This window comes from Paraburkholderia silviterrae (genome assembly GCF_004353915.1).
Taxonomy (GTDB): Bacteria; Pseudomonadota; Gammaproteobacteria; order Burkholderiales; family Burkholderiaceae; genus Paraburkholderia; species Paraburkholderia silviterrae.
In genome coordinates, this window is record NZ_SMRP01000005.1 from 118522 (window position 1) to 136300 (window position 17779).

At 65.6% G+C, this 17779-nt stretch carries 15 protein-coding genes; 10 read left to right on the plus strand and 5 right to left on the minus strand.

The window, feature by feature from the left end:
* Positions 1-88: 88 nt before the first annotated feature.
* Both EYW47_RS12835 and cysS read right to left on the minus strand, forming a co-directional pair.
* Positions 89-1060: a DNA-3-methyladenine glycosylase family protein gene (locus EYW47_RS12835; protein ID WP_133195221.1), complete on the minus strand. Its 972-nt coding sequence runs from the start codon at positions 1058-1060 to the stop codon at positions 89-91.
* A 47-nt stretch (positions 1061-1107) separates the two neighbouring features.
* A complete protein-coding gene (cysS, locus tag EYW47_RS12840) occupies positions 1108-2505 on the minus strand; it encodes a cysteine--tRNA ligase (RefSeq protein ID WP_133195222.1) in 1398 nt (465 codons plus the stop codon).
* A 268-nt stretch (positions 2506-2773) separates the two neighbouring features.
* Here cysS and EYW47_RS12845 point away from each other — a divergent pair, with 268 nt between their 5' ends.
* From EYW47_RS12845 to EYW47_RS12860, 4 genes are all read left to right on the plus strand, one after another.
* Positions 2774-3514, plus strand: a complete 741-nt coding sequence (locus EYW47_RS12845; RefSeq protein WP_133195223.1) for a tetratricopeptide repeat protein — start codon at positions 2774-2776, stop codon at positions 3512-3514.
* Positions 3515-3606: 92 nt separating this feature from the next.
* Positions 3607-4188 (plus strand): peptidylprolyl isomerase, encoded by a 582-nt coding sequence (locus EYW47_RS12850; protein ID WP_133195224.1) that lies wholly within the window; start codon positions 3607-3609, stop codon positions 4186-4188.
* Positions 4189-4328: 140 nt separating this feature from the next.
* On the plus strand, positions 4329-4823 hold the full coding sequence (locus tag EYW47_RS12855; RefSeq protein WP_133195225.1) for a peptidylprolyl isomerase: 495 nt from the start codon (positions 4329-4331) through the stop codon (positions 4821-4823).
* Between the two features lie 24 nt (positions 4824-4847).
* Positions 4848-5645 carry a UDP-2,3-diacylglucosamine diphosphatase gene (locus EYW47_RS12860; RefSeq protein ID WP_133195226.1) on the plus strand — a complete coding sequence of 266 codons (798 nt, stop codon included), beginning with the start codon at positions 4848-4850 and terminating at the stop codon, positions 5643-5645.
* 256 nt (positions 5646-5901) lie between these two features.
* Here the strand turns inward: EYW47_RS12860 and cysE are convergent, their stop codons facing one another.
* Together cysE and EYW47_RS12870 are read right to left on the minus strand one after the other, a co-directional pair.
* A complete protein-coding gene (gene cysE / locus EYW47_RS12865; protein WP_133195227.1) occupies positions 5902-6723 on the minus strand; it encodes a serine O-acetyltransferase in 822 nt (273 codons plus the stop codon).
* Positions 6724-7016: 293 nt separating this feature from the next.
* Entirely contained in the window at positions 7017-7886 is an 870-nt protein-coding gene (locus EYW47_RS12870) for an RNA methyltransferase (RefSeq protein WP_205710065.1), read from the minus strand.
* 445 nt (positions 7887-8331) lie between these two features.
* Between EYW47_RS12870 and EYW47_RS12875 the strand changes: the two genes are divergently transcribed.
* The 4 genes from EYW47_RS12875 (at position 8332) to EYW47_RS12890 (ending at position 14978) form a co-directional block, all read left to right on the plus strand.
* Positions 8332-9132: an inositol monophosphatase family protein gene (locus tag EYW47_RS12875; RefSeq protein ID WP_133195228.1), complete on the plus strand. Its 801-nt coding sequence runs from the start codon at positions 8332-8334 to the stop codon at positions 9130-9132.
* A 304-nt stretch (positions 9133-9436) separates the two neighbouring features.
* Positions 9437-10735 carry a lysophospholipid transporter LplT gene (lplT, locus tag EYW47_RS12880; RefSeq protein ID WP_133195229.1) on the plus strand — a complete coding sequence of 433 codons (1299 nt, stop codon included), beginning with the start codon at positions 9437-9439 and terminating at the stop codon, positions 10733-10735.
* A 123-nt stretch (positions 10736-10858) separates the two neighbouring features.
* Positions 10859-13558: a DNA mismatch repair protein MutS gene (gene mutS, locus EYW47_RS12885; RefSeq protein WP_133195230.1), complete on the plus strand. Its 2700-nt coding sequence runs from the start codon at positions 10859-10861 to the stop codon at positions 13556-13558.
* 166 nt (positions 13559-13724) lie between these two features.
* Entirely contained in the window at positions 13725-14978 is a 1254-nt protein-coding gene (locus tag EYW47_RS12890; RefSeq protein ID WP_240763665.1) for a hypothetical protein, read from the plus strand.
* Positions 14979-15171: 193 nt separating this feature from the next.
* Here EYW47_RS12890 and EYW47_RS12895 read toward each other — a convergent pair whose 3' ends face one another.
* Positions 15172-15717 carry an FKBP-type peptidyl-prolyl cis-trans isomerase gene (locus EYW47_RS12895; protein WP_133195232.1) on the minus strand — a complete coding sequence of 182 codons (546 nt, stop codon included), beginning with the start codon at positions 15715-15717 and terminating at the stop codon, positions 15172-15174.
* Between the two features lie 32 nt (positions 15718-15749).
* On the opposite strand from EYW47_RS12895, the gene EYW47_RS12900 reads away from it, so the two are divergent.
* Both EYW47_RS12900 and EYW47_RS40850 read left to right on the plus strand, forming a co-directional pair.
* Positions 15750-16994: a cupin domain-containing protein gene (locus tag EYW47_RS12900; protein ID WP_133195233.1), complete on the plus strand. Its 1245-nt coding sequence runs from the start codon at positions 15750-15752 to the stop codon at positions 16992-16994.
* A 233-nt stretch (positions 16995-17227) separates the two neighbouring features.
* The gene (locus EYW47_RS40850; RefSeq protein ID WP_165976547.1) at positions 17228-17506 is read left to right on the plus strand and encodes a hypothetical protein; all 279 of its coding nucleotides are present in this window, start codon (positions 17228-17230) and stop codon (positions 17504-17506) included.
* Positions 17507-17779 lie beyond the last annotated feature (273 nt).

The window sequence follows — 17779 nt, forward strand, 5'->3', positions numbered from 1 at the left end:
CTGGAGAAACTCGGGCCGCCGCCTCGGCCCCAATCGGGGTCGGGGCCGCCACGCGTGGGCGGCGCGGCGGCTGGCAGGCGCCACTTTTTTACGACGGCTCGAGGCTGCGCCACATATACCAGGTTGCGACGGTGCGCCACGGCTCCCAGTTAGCCGCGACTTCACGGGCCTCGCTGCGCGTGACCGGCTCGCCGCTGAAATAATTGACGCTGATCGCCTGGATGAGCCCGAGGTCGTCCAGCGGCAGTACATTCGGCCGCGCGAGATTGAAGATCAGGAACATCTCGGCGGTCCAGCGGCCGATGCCGCGAATGGCCGTGAGCTCGGCGATCACGTCCTCGTCGTCCATGGTGGTCCACTTGCCCACGTGGAGCGCGCCGGAGACGAAGTGCTGCGCGAGATCGAGGATGTATTCCGTCTTGCGCTTCGAGAGACCGCAGGCCGCCAGCTTTTCATGTCCGAGCTTCAGGAACTGCTGCGGCACGAGCTTCGGGCACGCAGCTTCGACACGCTGCCACAACGCCTGCGCCGCTGCCGTCGAGATCTGCTGGCCGACTACCGAGCGTGCGAGCGTGACAAACGGGTCGTCGCTGCTCATGAGATGCACGGGGCCGAACTTCGGGATGAGCTTCTTGAGGATGCGGTCGCGCTTGACGAGATCCGCGCAGGCCTTGTCCCAGTAATCGGGGCGCACCACCTCCGGCTCGCTATCGCGCGCGGCAGCCGACGGTGCGTGCATGCCGTCACCGGACACTGGGGCTTCGGGCAACGTACCCATCATCGGCACTGCGCCGTCGAGCGCACCATTGCCCTTCGCGCGCGCCGGCTTCGCAGCGCCATCCGCACCCGCATGCGCTTTGGCTGCGCCGTTAAGCACGCGATGCTCTGCCTGCGCCTTCGCGCCGCGCTCCGTGGCCGCCTTCGCGCCCACCTTCTTTGCGCCGTCGCCTTGCTGCTGCGCCTTCAGGGCGCCACTGCGCGCGGCGCGCCTTTTGGCCTCGCCTGCCGCGCCCGTGAGCGACGCAGAGCGCTTTGCCTGCGTCTTCGTGGCCGTTGCCATCCTGCCTCCTGCCTCGCGAATCGATCAGTGGAAACTGGACAGCCCGCTTACACGCGGCGCCACTCGGTCAACCCGCCCGGTTTGTCTTCAAGCGCGACACCGGCATCGAGCAGTTCGGCCCGGATCCGGTCCGCCTCCGCATACTGTTTCGCCTGCTTCGCGGCCGTGCGCGCCGCAATCTTCGCCTCGATCGCGGCCACGTCGAGCGCATCCGCATCCAGCGCGCCCGCAGCCTGCTGCAGGAACGCGCGCGGCTCGCGCACGAGCACGCCGAGCACGCGGCCAAGACGCTGCAACTGGCGAGCCAGCACGGCGTCGCGCGTGCGGTTCACTTCGGTTGCCAGCTCGAACAGCACCGAGATGGCAACAGGCGTATTGAAGTCGTCGTTCATTGCCGCCTGGAAACGCTGCGCGTGCGCCTCGTTCCAGTCGAGCTCGCCCGCATCCGGGCTCACGTCCTTGAGCGCCGTGTACAGACGCGTGAGTGCATTGCGCGCATCGTCGAGGTGCACGTCGCTGTAATTGAGCGGCGAACGGTAATGCGCGCGCGCCATGAAAAAGCGCACCACTTCTGCGTCGTACTTCGCGAGCACTTCGCGGATCGTGAAGAAGTTGCCGAGCGACTTCGACATCTTCTCGTTGTCGATCTGCACGAAACCGTTGTGCATCCAGTAGTTGACGAACTTCTCGCCGGTCGCGCCTTCGCTTTGCGCAATCTCGTTCTCATGGTGCGGAAACTGCAGATCCTGGCCGCCGCCATGAATGTCGAAATGCTTGCCGAGCAGCGTGCAGCCCATCGCCGAACATTCGATGTGCCAGCCCGGACGGCCGCGCCCGTATTTCGAATCCCAGCTCGTGTCCGCAGGTTCTTCTGCTTTTGCCTGTTTCCACAGCACGAAGTCAAGCGGATCCTGCTTGGCATCGTTCGCCGCCACACGTTCGCCCGCGCGCAGGTCTTCGATCGACTTGCCCGACAGCGCGCCGTAGCTCGCGAACTTGCGCACCGCGTAATTCACGTCGCCGTCCGTGCCCTGGTAGGCGTAGCCATTGCTTTCGAGCATGCCGATCATGTCGAGCATCTGCGGGATGTACTGCGTCGCGCGCGGCTCGAGATCGGGACGCTCGACGCCGAGCGCGTCCGCGTCTTCATGCAGCGCGTCGATGAAACGATCGGTGAGCGCCTTGATCGTCTCGCCGTTTTCCACCGCGCGGCGAATGATCTTGTCGTCGATGTCGGTGATATTGCGCACGTAGGTCACCTTGTAGCCGAGCGTGCGCAGCCACCGCTGCACGACGTCGAATACCACCATCACACGCGCGTGGCCCACATGACAATAGTCGTACACCGTCATCCCGCAGACGTACATGCGTACGACACCGGGCTCGATTGGCACGAAATTTTGCTTGTCACGCGCGAGCGTGTTGTAGATGCGCAGTGATTCCATAGAGACGATGGATACGTGGGTCGAAAGAAGTCCGCGACAGCGCCGACAGCAGCCCGCGGGTACAACGCACCGCGTTGCTCGAGGCTGCGTACAGTCGCGCTCAATCAGTCATCAGGGCGGAGACGACCACGAGTAGCGAAAGAAAGCCTGGCGTGCCGCGAAAGCCATCCGGAAACAACGCTCCGGGCTGACCGCAATGAGCCGGACGGGCACTCGCCCGACATGTGACCAAAAGCGCGCGGCGAAAACGCACAGACCTTTTGTTAGAATGGCTCGGAGTATAACACCGCGACCTTCCCCTATGAAATCTTCCAGCGGCTGCGCGCCCCGCGCTGCGACCTTTGCGGCGGCGGCTCTCGCGAGCGTCGCGTTCGTCTTCGGCGGCGCGTTTGCCGCGCATGCGGCGCCGCCCGCCACGGCCGACGGCACGCCCGGCGCCGACACGGCGATCGCCCAGCACGACTGGGCGGCGGCGCTCACGGAGCTGGACGCGCGCATCAAGTCGAATCCGCGCGACGTGCAGGCGAAGTTCAAGCGCGCGACCATCCTCGCGCGACTGAACCGCGACGACGACGCGATCGAAGCCTTCACCGAGCTCACGCAAGCGTACCCCGAGCTGCCCGAGCCCTATAACAATCTCGCGGCGCTCTACGCGAAACATGGCCGCTACGACGAAGCGCGCGTCGCGCTCGAGACGGCCACCAAGGCCAACCCGTCATACAGCCTCGCGTGGGAGAACCTGGGCGACCTCTACCTGCGCATGGCCGACGCGTCGTACCGGCGCGCCAGCACCCTCGGCCACACGAGCGGCGCAACGCAGCAGCGCCTCGCCGACATCGAGAAGATCGTCAATCCGCCTGCCGTTCAGAAGAAGCCGCGCAGCACTGCCGCTGCCGCATCGGATACCAGCACGACGCGCGTGGGCCCGATGCTCGACAATCCGGTGTATCAGTTCGGCGGCCCGACCGGGTCGCTCGCGACGCCGCCCTTCGTGGCGCCTTCGCACTAAGCCGCGGCGCGCCCCGGATTCCGCTTTGGACCCCTTTGGACCCATTCGGCGGCGCGCAACGACCACGTTTTTCCCGTACTTCGAGGACACTCATGAAATGGTTGATGTTGGCGCTCGGCAGCGCCGCCCTGATCGCGAACGCGCCCGCCTTTGCGCAAGCCGGCCAGCAGGCCGTGCATCCGCAGGTGCTCTTCAAGACCAGCGAGGGCGACATCCGCGTCGAGCTCTACCCTGAGAAGGCGCCCAAGACCGTCGACAACTTCCTCCAGTACGTGAAGGCGGGCCAGTACAACGGCACGATCTTCCATCGCGTGATCCGCGGCTTCATGATCCAGGGCGGCGGCTATACGACGAGCTTCGTCGAGAAGCCCACGCGCGCGCCTGTTCCGCTCGAGAGCAAGAACGGTCTGAAGAACCTCACCGGCACCCTCGCGATGGCCCGCACGAGCGATCCGGACTCGGCCACGGCGCAATTCTTCATCAACACCGTCGACAACGCCGGCCTCGACTATCCGAACCCGGACGGCAATGGCTACGCGGTATTCGGCAAGGTCACCCAGGGCATGGACGTCGTGAAGAAGATCGAAGCGGCGCCCACCACCTCGCGCGGCCCGATGTCGGATGTGCCGCAAAAGGAAATCGTGATCCAGTCGGCCACCGTCGTCGGCAAGTAACGCCGAAATCCACGCGTCGCAAAGCTGCCTCGCGTTTTCGTCAAGCGGCGCTGCAACGGTACACGCGAGCGGCCACGCGCCCCGCCTCGTACCGCTACGGCGCCGCCCTTTCCCCCCAAGCCACTGACTAAGGATCCATCATGGTCGAACTGCACACGAACCACGGCGTCATCAAGCTCGAACTGAACGCCGAGAAGGCACCGAAGACGGTTGCCAACTTCCTCAACTACGTGAAAAACGGCCACTACGACGGCACGGTGTTCCACCGCGTCATCGACGGCTTCATGATCCAGGGCGGCGGCTTCGAAGCCGGCATGAAGCAAAAGCCCACCGAGGCAACGATCGAAAACGAAGCGAACAACGGCCTGAAGAACGAGCGCGGCTCGATCGCCATGGCGCGCACCAACGATCCGCACTCGGCATCGGCGCAGTTCTTCATCAACGTCGCCGACAACGACTTCCTGAACCACTCGTCGCCCACGCCGCAAGGCTGGGGCTACGCCGTGTTCGGCAAGGTTGTCGAAGGCCTCGACGTGGTCGACAAGATCAAGTCGGTCAAGACGGGTTCGAAGGGCTTCCATCAGGACGTGCCGGTCGACGACGTCGTGATCGAGAAAGCTGTCGTCGTCGAATAAAGTCACAGGGCGCGTGCTTCATTCATGTTGCAGGAAAAGGCACTACGACACGCCGCTGCGGGCGTGCCCGGCGAGGGCAAGCGTCCGCACGCGGCGCGCCCGTTCTTCTTCATCTCCGACCTGCACTTGAGCGAAGCGATTCCGCGCACGGTCGCCGCGTTCGAGCACTTCATCAACGTGACGGCCGATCAGGCCGACTCGGTGTTCATCCTCGGCGACCTCTTCGAATACTGGATCGGCGACGACATGCTCGCCGATCCGTTCTTCGCGCGCATGACCGCGCTGATGCACACGCTCTCCGAGCGCGGCATCGCGCTCTACATCATGCATGGCAACCGCGACTTCCTGCTGGGCAAGCGCTTCATGAAAGCCGCGGGCGCCATCTGGCTGCCCGACCCCATCGCCATCACCGCGTTCGGCACGCGCATCGCGCTCGCCCACGGCGACGCGCTATGCACCGACGACCGCGGCTATCAGTTCTTTCGCCGTTTCGCGCGCAACCGTCTCGCGCAATTGCTCTTTCTCGCGTGGCCGTTTCGTTCGCGCCGCAGGCTCGCCGAGCGTATGCGCCGCAAGAGCGAGCCCGGCCGCGAGCGCCCCGCCCTGCCGAAATACGACGTCACCGCCAAGGGCGTTGCGACGCTCTTCAAGCGTGCACGCGCGAACGCGATCATTCACGGCCACACGCATCGTCCCGCGCGCCATCAGGAACCCGGTGGCACGCGCTGGGTACTGCCCGACTGGGAGCTCGATCATGGCAAGCCGCGCGGCGGGTATCTGCGCGTCGACGCCGAAGGATTCAGGATGATGCCGCTCGACTGAGCGCGTAGCGCGCCGTGCGACTAGCGGGAAATTTGATCTCGCGGAAGGCGAGATGGCGTTTTCGCCGGAATCTGGTTGCCCCCTGGCGCGAGGCTACCTACGATCAGCTTCACGATCAGGCCGCGCCTGATACGGTAGTCGAACGGGGCAACTCGGCGACAAATACGGTCTCTGGCCGCCAAACAGCCGCTTCAAGCGGCTGTTTTCATTTGGAGGCAAAGAACCGTGTCATACATCTGCGAATCAGGTACGAAGTTCAGACGCGCGCCGCAGCCTTCTCTGGCGTATTTTCAGGCTCACGCGGCGCCGTCCCGCCCTCCAGCCCCTCCGAGAGCCGGCGCAGTTCCGCGAGTGCCGCGTCGGCGCCATGCAGCGCCTCGAGTCGCGCGCCCAGTCGCTCGAGCGCGACGACGATCGCATCCACGCGCTGCGTCTGCGTAGCGGCATGATCGATCAGGCCGTGGATGGCGAGTGAGACGGGATCGTCGGCATTCGGCGTGATGCCGTAGGCGCAGAAACCCTCACGCGCCGACGCTGGCCGCGCTTGCTCCTGCGCACTCTTCGCGGGCGCGATGATCCGCGCCGGATTGCCCACTGCGGTGCCGCCCGCCGGCACCGGCTTCACGACCACCGCGTTCGAGCCGATCTTCGCCTGTGCGCCCACCGTGAATCCGCCCAGTACTTTGGCACCCGCGCCCACGATCACCCCGGGGCCGAGCGTCGGATGGCGCTTCGCGCCGCGCGTGAGCGACGTGCCGCCGAGCGTCACACCCTGGTAGATCGTGCAGTCGTCGCCCACCTCCGCGGTCTCGCCGATCACGACGCCCATGCCGTGATCGATAAACACGCGCCGCCCGATGGTCGCGCCCGGATGGATCTCGATGCCGGTCAAAAAGCGCGCGAGCTGCGAGACATAGCGCGCGAGCCAGCGGCGCTTCGCGCGCCAGCAGGCGTGAGCGAAGCGATGGAGGACGAGCGCGTGCAAGCCTGGATAACAGGTCAAGACTTCCCATGCGCTGCGAGCGGCGGGATCGCGCTCGCGGATCGTGGCGATGTCTTCGCGAAGTCTCTTGAACATGGCTGTCACACGCTGGACGTGAGGTACATGGGGGGGTGGACGGCCTTGCGTCGCAGGTGGCGCGCGCGGCTCGTGCGGGGCCTTAGCAGCCACGCTGATTTGCTTGTGATCAGGAATCGATTGTAGGCGAAAGGCGCGCGCAAGCTGGGAAGCCCCCGCGGGCATCAAGGTCGGACGCGCCTCCGTGGTCAGTCCGGCACTGACGGCCTCGCGGCCTGCCCTCGGTTGCGCGCTCCGTTGCGCGCTCCGTTGCGCGCCCCGCTACGGGCGTCGCTGCTGGCCGCGCTGCGGGCCTATTTCCCGCCTTCCTTGCCCTTGAGCATCAGGATGTGCTTGGCAATGCCGCGCACGATGTTGACCTCTTCGCGCTCGAGCCCTGAACGCGCGAAGAGCCGCCGCAGACGCGACATCAGCTTCTTCGGATTGGCGGGGTCCAGAAAATCGAGCGCGATCAGGGCATTCTCCAGATGCACGTACATGCGCTCGATATCGTCGCTCGTGGCGAGCGGCGTGGCCGTGGCCAGACCTCCCTGCTCGGTCCCTGCGCCCGGCAACGCCGCACCGGGCTCGCCCTCGCCGAGGTAGGCGAGCCGCAGCTCGTAGGCAAGCACCTGCACCGCCTGTGCGAGATTGAGCGAGCTATAAGCCGGATTCGCCGGGATATGGGCGAGCGCGCTGCAGCGCTCGACGTCGTCGTTCGAAAGCCCCGTGCGCTCGTTGCCAAACACGAGCGCGATGTCGCCGTGCGCGACCTGACGGCAGGCGTCCAGCACCGCCTGGCGCGGCGCGCCCGGCGGCGGCCCGTATTCGCGCGTGCGCGCCGTGAGCGCAAGCGACCATTGGGCGCCCACGAGGGCGTCGGCCAGCGTCGGGACGATGTGGGCGGCGGCGAGCACGTCGTCGGCGCCGCTCGCCATCGCGACGGCTTCCGGGTCGCAATGAACCTGCGGCACGCGCGGCGCGACCAGCACGAGCCGCGAAAAGCCCATCGTCTTCAACGCACGCGCCGCGGCGCCGACGTTGCCCGGGTGGCTCGGCTCGACCAGCACGAAGCGCGTCGAGGTGAAGCCGCCGCGCAACGGCTCGTGGGCGTCGCCGGCGGACGATGCAGATGCCGCTGCAGCGGCCGGATGTGCGGATGGAACGTGTGAGTCGGGTTGCACCAAGGTCAATCTCTGAGGGCGGCGGATATAGAAATATCTATGTTAGCGCGCCTTGGCCGCCCGGCCTATCTGCCCCGTCGGGCGGCGCAGCCCGACACACTCCCGCAGGCGTGCATCCGTCCAGCGGGCTGGTGCCTATCAGCTATGGCCATAAACGCAGCGATGGCCATCGCTATAGGAACAGGAAAAGGTATAGGAATGCCGAGACTCGGGTAAAATACCAAAATTCGCGCGTACCAAATCGCGAGTCGCTCTTCAGCGGCCCGCGATGTCCGGCCAGCAAGGCCGGCGCGCCCCGTTCTTATCCAATTCGTCTCCGTTGGCGGGACAGGACCCGCAAGCCGCCCCCGGCTCGCGCCCTGTCCAATCGTTAGACGCTTTTATCTTCTGCACCACCGGCGCGCCGCATGCTCGGGCGAGCGCCGGACAACAAGGATCCAGGCTCATGCATCCCATGCTCAACATCGCTGTCAAGGCCGCGCGCCGCGCCGGACAGATCATCAACCGCGCGTCGCTCGATCTCGACCTCGTCCAGGTCTCGAAGAAGCAGCACAACGATTTCGTCACGGAGGTCGACAAGGCCGCCGAAGCGGCCATCATCGACACGCTCAAGACCGCCTACCCCGATCACGCGATCCTCGCCGAAGAGTCCGGCCACTCGGAGAACGAATCGGAATACCAGTGGATCATCGATCCGCTCGACGGCACGACCAACTTCATCCACGGCTTCCAGTACTACTGCGTCTCGGTCGCGCTCGCGCACAAGGGCATCGTCACGCAGGCCGTCGTCTATGACCCCACGCGCAACGACCTCTTCACCGCCTCGCGCGGCCGCGGCGCGTTCCTGAACGACCGCCGCATCCGCGTGGGCCGCCGCGACCGTCTCGCCGACGGCCTGATCGGCACCGGCTTCCCGTTCCGCGAGAAGAACGGCCTCGAGAGCTACTGCGAGCTCTTCGCCGAGATGACCAACGCCTGCGCCGGCCTGCGCCGTCCGGGCGCCGCAGCGCTCGACCTCGCGAACGTCGCCGCGGGCCGCATGGACGGCTTCTTCGAACAGGGCCTCAACCCGTGGGACGTGGCTGCGGGCGGCCTGCTCGTGACGGAAGCCGGCGGCCTGATCGGCAACTACACGGGCGATTCGGACTTCCTGCACGTGGGTGAAGTTGTTGCGGGCAACCCGAAGATCTATGCGCAAATGGTGCCCGTTCTCTCGAAGTACACGCGTGTGAAGAAGGAAGCCTGAAAGTCAGGCCGATAAGACGCGCCTGAGCGCAATCGCGCATGACCAGGCGCCAGGCGGGTGCACCTGTGCCGGCCGCTGCAACACGCGGCCGCACATGTCACAATTGCCGGGAGCGTTGCCAGGTTGATCTCATTGCGTTGCAACGCAATGCTGGCCACGGGGCGTCGCGCCCCGCCCGCCCCGACGAGTCAAGCGGCTTCGGCCGCTTTTTTGTTTCGCGCGCCAACTCGTGGCACGACGCGCCGCGCCAGCCGGGCCCCAGCCCCGCCGGCCAGTTTCGGCTCCACAACGGATCCACTCCGCGATGAAGAAAGGCTTCTACACGATCATCGCCGCGCAGTTCGTTTCGTCGCTCGCCGACAACGCGCTCCTGATCGCGGCAATCGCGCTGCTCACGGTGATCTCGTCGCCGGCCTGGGTCACGCCGCTCCTGCAGATCTTTTTCACGATCTCCTACGTGCTGCTCGCGCCCTTCGTCGGCGCCTTCGCCGATGCGCTGCAAAAGCGCCACGTCATGTTCGTCTCGAACGCGCTCAAGGCGGGCGGCTGCCTGCTGATGATCGCGGGCGTGCACCCGATGATCGCCTATGGCGTAGTCGGCTTCGGCGCTGCGGCCTACTCGCCTGCAAAGTACGGAATCCTTACCGAATTGCTGCCCGCCGAAAAACTCGTCGCGGCGAACGCGTGGCTCGAATCGGCCACGGTGCTCTCGACGATCGTCGGCACGATGATGGGCGGCGCGCTCGTCTCCACCTACGCGGACCGGTTCGTCGCGCATCATCCGATGCCGCTCATCCACTCGGCCGCTGACCTCGCGATGCTCGCGGTGATGCTTACCTACGCGCTCGCCGCGCTCATCAACTTCGGCATTCCCGATACCGGCTCGCGCTACGAGAACCGGCTCAAGGAGCCTCGCCGCCTCGTGGGCGACTTCGTCCATTGCTTTAACGTGCTGTGGGCCGACAAGCTCGCGCAGATCGCGCTGTGGGTCACGACGCTGATGTGGGGCGCCGCCGTCACGCTGCAACTGCTGGTGCTCAAGTGGGCCGACGCGAATCTCGGCCTCTCGCTCTCGAAGGCGGCCGTGATGCAGGGCGTGACCGGCCTCGGCATCGCGCTGGGAGCGGCGGCCGCGGCCGCATGGGTGTCGCTGCGCGCCTCGCTGCGCGTGCTGCCGGTGGGCGTGCTATGCGGCGTAGTGGCCGTGGCGATGGCGTTCTACAGCAAGGGCCTCTTTCCGGCGGGCAAAGGCGTGCGCTTCGGCACGTTCGTGATGCCCTTCTACCTGCTCTTCGCGTATCCGCTGATGGTCCTGCTCGGCACGCTCGCGGGCTTTTTCATCGTGCCGATGAACGCCTTGCTTCAGCACCGCGGCGCGACGCTGCTCTCGGCGGGCCACTCGATCGCCGTACAGAACTTCAACCAGAATCTCGCCGTGCTGCTGATGCTCGGTGCCTACGCGCTGCTGCTCACGGCGAAGGTGCCGGTGCAGTGGATCATCGTCGTGTTCGGCATTTTCGTCTCCGCGATGATCTGGCTCGCGATGCGGCGCAGTGCGGCAAACGCACGCACAATCGACATGCAGGCGCTCGCCGACGAATAAACGGCGGCGCTTTGCGCGCAGCCGCAGCAAGCCCATGTGAGCATGTCTGGCCATCCGGCCAGGTTCATATGCTCGCGCCGCGGGTTAAACTCACGCCCTGAACCCCCTAGCAAGACACCGAGGATGGCTACACACACCGCCAGCGCCAGCGACACCGCGCAACATACTCCCATGATGCAGCAGTACCTGCGCATCAAGGCCGATCATCCGGGCACGCTTGTGTTCTACCGGATGGGCGACTTCTACGAGCTGTTCTTCGAAGACGCCGAGAAAGCCGCGCGCCTGCTCGATCTCACGCTTACCCAGCGCGGCGCGTCGGCGGGCAATCCGATCAAGATGGCGGGCGTGCCGCATCATGCCGTCGAGCAATACCTCGCGAAGCTCGTGAAGCTCGGCGAGTCGGTGGCGATCTGCGAGCAGATCGGCGACCCGGCCACCTCGAAGGGGCCGGTCGAGCGCAAGGTCGTGCGTGTGGTCACGCCCGGCACGCTCACGGACGCCGCGCTCCTCTCCGACAAGAACGACGTCTATCTGATGGCGGTCTGCCCGGGACACAACCGGCGCGGCGTGACCGTCGACGTAGGGCTCGCGTGGCTCAATCTCGCGAGCGGCATGCTGCGCCTTGCGCAAGTCGCGCCGGAACAGGTCGCGGCAGCCTTCGAGCGCATTCGCCCGGCGGAAATCCTCGTGGCGGAAATGCCCGCGGAATCGTCGGGCTGGGCGCCGCCCACCGGCACCGGAGCGGGCTCGGGGGCGATGACGCGCGTGCCCGCCTGGCACTTCGACGTCGCCTCGGGCAAGCAACGCCTGTGCGACCAACTCGACGTTGCAAGTCTCGACGGTTTCGGTGCGCAGGCGCTCACGAGCGCGTGCGGCGCCGCCGGCGCGCTGCTGCTGTACGCCGCGGCCACGCAGGGCCAGCAGTTGCGCCACGTGCGCAGCCTCAAGGTCGAAGCCGAATCCGAATACATCGGCCTCGATCCGGCCACGCGCCGCAATCTCGAACTCACGGAAACGCTGCGCGGCACCGAATCGCCCACGCTGTGCTCGCTGCTCGACACCTGCAGCACCACCATGGGCAGCCGCCTGTTGCGGCATTGGCTCCACCATCCGCCGCGCGACGCGGGCATCGCACAGATGCGCCAGCAGGCGATCGGCGCGCTGCTCGAAGCGCCGCCGCCCGCCAGCGTCGAAGCGCTACGCGGCGCGCTGCGCCAGATTGCCGATGTCGAGCGCATCACCGGGCGTCTCGCGCTGCTCTCGGCGCGCCCGCGCGATCTCTCGAGCCTGCGCGACACCTTCGCCGCCCTGCCCGCGCTGCGCCAGCAGGTTGCCGGGGTGGCCAGCGCTGCGGCTTCGCTCGCACGCATCGTCGAGGCGCTCGAGCCGCCCGTGGCATGCGCCGACCTGCTGCAACGCGCGGTCGCACCCGAGCCGGCCGCCATGGTGCGTGACGGCGGCGTGATGGCGCGCGGCTACGACGCGGAGCTCGACGAGCTGCGCGACCTGTCCGAGAACTGCGGCCAGTTCCTGATCGACCTCGAGGCGCGCGAACGCACGCGCACCGGCATCGGCAATTTGCGGGTCGAGTACAACAAGGTGCACGGCTTCTATATCGAAGTCACGCGCGGCCAGACCGACAAGGTGCCCGACGACTATCGCCGCCGCCAGACGCTCAAGAACGCCGAGCGCTACATCACGCCCGAACTGAAAGCATTCGAGGACAAGGCGCTCTCGGCACAGGAGCGTGCGCTGGCGCGCGAGAAAGCGCTCTATGACGCCCTGCTTCAGTCGTTATTGCCCTTCATTCCCGATTGCCAGCGTGTCGCGGCAGCGCTCGCCGAGCTCGACCTGCTCGCCGCCTTCGCGGAGCGTGCGCGCGCGCTCGACTGGAACGCGCCGGAATTCTCGGAAGCGCCCGGCATCGAAATCGAACAGGGCCGCCACCCGGTCGTCGAGGCGCAGGTCGAGCAGTTCATCGCCAACGACTGCACACTGACTGCCGAGCGCAAGCTGCTGCTCATCACCGGCCCGAACATGGGCGGTAAGTCGACCTTCATGCGCCAGACCGCGCTCATCGCGCTGCTCGCCTACGTGGGCAGCTACGTACCGGCAAGGCGCGCGCGCTTCGGCCCGATCGACCGCATCTTCACGCGCATCGGCGCCGCCGACGACCTCGCGGGCGGACGCTCGACCTTCATGGTCGAGATGACCGAAGCCGCGGCCATCCTCAACGGCGCCACGCCGCAAAGTCTCGTGCTGATGGACGAGATCGGGCGTGGCACGTCGACATTCGATGGCCTCGCGCTCGCATGGGCCATTGCACGGCATCTGCTCACGAGCAATGGCTGCCATACGCTGTTCGCGACGCACTACTTCGAGCTCACGCAGCTGCCCACGGAATTCGCGCAGGCGGCCAACGTGCACCTGTCGGCGGTCGAGCACGGGCACGGCATCGTGTTCCTGCACGCCGTGAGCGAGGGGCCGGCCAATCAGAGCTACGGACTGCAGGTCGCGCAGCTTGCGGGCGTGCCCAACCCCGTGATCCGCGCGGCGCGCAAGCATCTCGTGTATCTGGAGCAGCTCTCGGCCGGACAGCCCACGCCGCAGCTCGACCTGTTCGCCGCACCCGCGGCTTCGGAAGACGAAGATTTCGACGCGCAACCCTTCGTCGAAGACGCGCCGGCGGCCGCCGACCCGGGTGCTGCGCTCGTCGCCGAACGCCTGCGCTCGCTCGATCCGAACGAGCTGCGTCCACGCGATGCACTCGATCTGCTCTACGAACTGCATGAGCTGGCCACGGCGCCGGACGCGAAACGCTGAGCGTCGCCTCGCGACGCCACCCCGGCCATTCCCGCATGGCCGGGGTGTCTTTGCTTCGCGCTTTCTGCATCGGGTGCGGCGGGCGGCGCGTCGCCCGCAAGCGGCACTGCAATCGCTGCTACGCGAAGGCCAGCGCGGTGGGCTGCAAAGCGCCCTCGTCTGCCTGATGATGTTCGGCCTGCCATTCGCCGCAAGGGCGGAGGGCCCTTCGTCCCGTTATTCGTTCGCCGTGCTGGCAAACGTCATCACCGAGCCCGGCGACGAAACCACGCTCCAGCGCCTAATCGACGCGATCGGGCGCGATCCGCAGATTTCGTTTGCCGTCTATGACGGCAATCTCAAAGGATCGCGCGAAACCTGCTCGGACCGCCTGTACGAACGGCGCCGCACCTTGCTCGACGCGTCGCGCGTGCCACTCATCTTCGTGCCGGGGCAACGCGACTGGGGCACGTGCGGCACTGCCGGCGCGGGCGGTTACGACCCGGTCGAGCGGCTCGATTTCCTGCGCCAGGACTTCTTCGCCGACGCCAATTCGCTCGGGCAATTTCCGCTCACGCTCACGCGCGAAAGCGAGGTCTCGCGGTTCAGGCCATATCGGGAGAATGCACGCTGGCAACTCGGCGACACCGTGTTCATCGCACTGAACGTGCCCGACGGCAACAATCACTTTCTGAACGCCGGTGGCCGCAATGGCGAATTCGAGGACCGCGTGATCGCCAACGGTTTTTGGCTCGAGCACGCGGCCGAGTTCGCGCGCCGCCGCAATGCGCGCGCCATCGTCATCTTCATGCAGGGCAACGCGATGCCCGAGGAGTACGAGCGACCCGACCGCTTCGCGTGGCTGCGCTTTCGCCGCACGCCGCGCGACGGTTATGCCGAACTGCGACGCAGCCTCGTGAAGCTGGCGGAAACCTTCCGGGGCCCGGTCGTCCTCGTGCACCCGGACAACGCAAAGCTCACACGTGCCTTCGCCATCGATCAACCTTTGCGCAACGACAAGGGAATCAGGATCGCTAACGTTACGCGCATTGAATTCTCGCTGCGCGACCCGCTCACGCAGTGGCTTCAAATCGATGCGGACATGACACGCCGCACGCCGCTGCGCGTGAGCGTGCACGACGTGCCGCGGCACCTGCCGCTCCTGCCGCCGCCACTGCCACCCCTGCTACCGGGCGGCAGCGGCGAACCGGCGCTCCCTGCCATGCCTGAAATATCGTCGATGCCCGACGTCACGGAGATTCCCGGCATGCAACAGGCGCCCGACGCGAACAGCGCCAGCGGCACAAACTCCATGGGCGGGATGGGAGCGCCAGACGGCGCGAGCACGGGAAAGGCGGCACCCGCCTGGCCCGCGCAAGGCTCGGGGCCATCGACTGGGTCTGGCGAGCCGCAAACCGTCCTGCCGCCAACGCAGCCGTAGATGACGCCGTCGTGAATTGAACAGCAGGAGCGAGTCGCAGCGCCGCATGACACGCAAACGGCACGCTCAGACTAGCGCGAGATGCACAACGAGCGGTGAAGCGTCGCGCCTGACGAGAAGAAAAACGCAGCGGGATGCAAGGGCGCGACGTAGAGCGAGACGCGCCGACAGTTGCCGCCGGCGCGTTGCCCGATCAATGCAGGGTGGGTTTGGAAGCGGCTTCGTCGCCGTCGTCGTCATCGTCCTCGTCGACGATTTCGAGGCCATCCGCGCCATGCGCGTGCTCATGCTCGATTTCGTCTTCGGTGGCCTGACGCACTTCCTTTACGGTCAGCGCGAAACGCAGGGCCATGCCCGCGAGCGGGTGGTTGCCGTCGAGCACAACCTTGTCTTCGGCAACGTCGGTGACGGTATAGATGAGCGTGTCGAGATCCTCGTCGCCTTCTTCGGGCGTGCCCTCGAACTGCATGCCGACTTCGAGCGGCTCCGGAAAGCGGCTACGCGGCTCGATCTTGACGAGATCGGGATCGTACTCGCCGAACGCATCCTGCGGCTCAAGCTGGATCTGAGTCTCGAAGCCCGGCTCCTTGCCGTCCAGCACTTCCTCGATCTTGGGGAACGTGCCATCATAGCCGCCGTGCAGATAGACCATCGGCTCGTCGCTTTCCTCGATCAGATTGCCCTGCGCATCCGATAGCTTGTAAGCGACCGACACGACGGTGTCCTTTGCAATTTTCATTCGATCCTCCAGATTACAGACCACATTATACGATGCCCAAGCGGTCCCCAGACCACCCGGAGGACGCCCGCGAGCGGCGCGCCCCCTCCTCCCTGGCGAGTCCAGCACCCGATCTGCCCACGCCGCTGCTTGGCGGCCTGAGTCCGGCGCAGTTCATGAAGAAATACTGGCAGAAAAAGCCATTCTTGATCCGCCAGGCGATACCCGGCATCGAGGCTCCGCTCTCGCGCGACGAGCTCTTCGCGCTGGCCGACCAGGACGACGTCGAATCGCGACTCATCACGCACTTTCGCAAGCGCTGGGCGCTCGAGCACGGCCCTTTCGCACCTGACGAACTGCCAACAGCGAAGACGCGTCAGTGGACGCTGCTCGTGCAAGGCGTGGACCTGCACGACGACCGTGCCCGCGCGCTGCTCGAACGCTTTCGCTTTGCGCCCGACGCGCGCCTCGACGACCTGATGATCTCGTACGCCTCCGACGGCGGTGGCGTAGGTCCGCATTTCGATTCGTACGATGTGTTCCTCCTGCAGGTGCACGGCAAGCGGCGCTGGCGCATCGGCGCGCAGCGCGACCTGTCGCTGCAGGAAGGCCTGCCGCTCAAGGTCCTGGCGAACTTCGAGCCCGAAGAGGAATGGGTGCTGGAGCCCGGCGACATGCTCTATCTGCCGCCGCATATCGCGCACGACGGCGTGGCCGAGGGCGAATGCATGACCTGCTCGATCGGCTTTCGTTCGCCCTCCACGACCGAGCTCACGAGCCAGTTTCTCTACTGGCTGGCCGAGCGCGGCGCGGATGGCGCGGCCAGCTCGAACGCGGGCAACCCCACGCTCTACCGGGACCCCGACCAGAGCGCGGTGACGCATCCTGCCCAACTCCCCCCGGCACTTGTGGAGCGCGTCTCGGCTGTGCTTGCTAAAGTGCGGTGGAGCGATGCCGACGTCTCCTCGTTCGTCGGCTCCTGGCTTTCAGAACCGAAATCTAATGTGGTATTCGACGGCCCCGAAAAGCCGCTGGACGAAGCGCGTTTTGTTGCGCGCGCCGCGAAAAATGGGATAACACTCGACCGCAGGACAATCCTGCTTTACGATGCGCGCTCGTATTACCTGAACGGGGAACAGTACTTGCTCAAGGAAGTGAGAAAATGGCTGCCGTTATTGGCTGACAACCGCTTTCTGGATGGGAAACGCTTTGTAACACTCTCACACGATTCGTGTGTGACAGCGTTGCTACACGAGTGGTATCGTGCGGGCTGGATACGGCTCGGGGTGCTTGCCTAAGCGCTTCGGACTGTTATACCGTACTAAAATATAGTGCTTGTATGAGAAAGACAACGTATTGTCCCCGGATTTGTCGACGGTCGATACAAAAGTGCCTATAATTTCCGCCCAGGCCGTAGGGAAGATTCACGCTCTTGCAGTGCATCTCCACCAGCGGCTCAGGTCGATGTTGGGGCACATTACCGGTATTATTTTGCGCTGTTGCTTACCTTTAACCATAAAAGGACGTGATCATGAAGAAATCCCTCCTCGTAGCATCCCTGCTGGCAGCTGTTGCACTGGCTGCGTGCAACAAGAGCAGCGACCAAGCTGCTGCGCCGGCTAGCGACGCTACCGCTGCTTCGGCACCGGCTGCTGCTGCTTCGGACGCAACGGCAGCTGCTTCGGGCGCTGCAGCTGCTGCGAGCGATGCTACGGCTGCTGCTTCGGACGCTGGCGCTGCCGCCGCTTCGAGCACCGCTGCTGCTTCGGACGCTGGCGCTGCTGCTCCGGCTTCGGGCGCAAGCCAGTAAGCTGTGTTCGCGAGGTGCTCGCCCGGAGCTTCGGCTCCAGCGGGCATCGAAGCGAAACGCCGGGCAGCCTGACGGCCTCGTCAGATGCGCGGCGGGCAAATAAAAAAGCCACGAACTCACGTTCGTGGCTTTTTTATTGGTCTTTTCTGCGGATAAAGGCGATGCCCATATGCCCGCAACACAACGCCGACCTCATGCGCAATGCATGTAACCGGCATTGCGCATATGCAAGCGGATATTACGCGACGCGCGCTAGATAGCGCGCGCCAAGCG

Bases quoted from the DNA above. Each gene is read 5' to 3' on its own strand.
- EYW47_RS12835 (WP_133195221.1), bottom strand. From the start codon at position 1,060: ATGGCAACGGCCACGAAGACGCAGGCAAAGCGCTCTGCGTCGCTCACG.
- cysS (WP_133195222.1), bottom strand. From the start codon at position 2,505: ATGGAATCACTGCGCATCTACAACACGCTCGCGCGTGACAAGCAAAAT.
- EYW47_RS12845 (WP_133195223.1), top strand. From the start codon at position 2,774: ATGGCTCGGAGTATAACACCGCGACCTTCCCCTATGAAATCTTCCAGC.
- EYW47_RS12850 (WP_133195224.1), top strand. From the start codon at position 3,607: ATGAAATGGTTGATGTTGGCGCTCGGCAGCGCCGCCCTGATCGCGAAC.
- EYW47_RS12855 (WP_133195225.1), top strand. From the start codon at position 4,329: ATGGTCGAACTGCACACGAACCACGGCGTCATCAAGCTCGAACTGAAC.
- EYW47_RS12860 (WP_133195226.1), top strand. From the start codon at position 4,848: ATGTTGCAGGAAAAGGCACTACGACACGCCGCTGCGGGCGTGCCCGGC.
- cysE (WP_133195227.1), bottom strand. From the start codon at position 6,723: ATGTTCAAGAGACTTCGCGAAGACATCGCCACGATCCGCGAGCGCGAT.
- EYW47_RS12875 (WP_133195228.1), top strand. From the start codon at position 8,332: ATGCATCCCATGCTCAACATCGCTGTCAAGGCCGCGCGCCGCGCCGGA.
- lplT (WP_133195229.1), top strand. From the start codon at position 9,437: ATGAAGAAAGGCTTCTACACGATCATCGCCGCGCAGTTCGTTTCGTCG.
- mutS (WP_133195230.1), top strand. From the start codon at position 10,859: ATGGCTACACACACCGCCAGCGCCAGCGACACCGCGCAACATACTCCC.
- EYW47_RS12890 (WP_240763665.1), top strand. From the start codon at position 13,725: ATGATGTTCGGCCTGCCATTCGCCGCAAGGGCGGAGGGCCCTTCGTCC.
- EYW47_RS12895 (WP_133195232.1), bottom strand. From the start codon at position 15,717: ATGAAAATTGCAAAGGACACCGTCGTGTCGGTCGCTTACAAGCTATCG.
- EYW47_RS12900 (WP_133195233.1), top strand. From the start codon at position 15,750: ATGCCCAAGCGGTCCCCAGACCACCCGGAGGACGCCCGCGAGCGGCGC.
- EYW47_RS40850 (WP_165976547.1), top strand. From the start codon at position 17,228: ATGAAGAAATCCCTCCTCGTAGCATCCCTGCTGGCAGCTGTTGCACTG.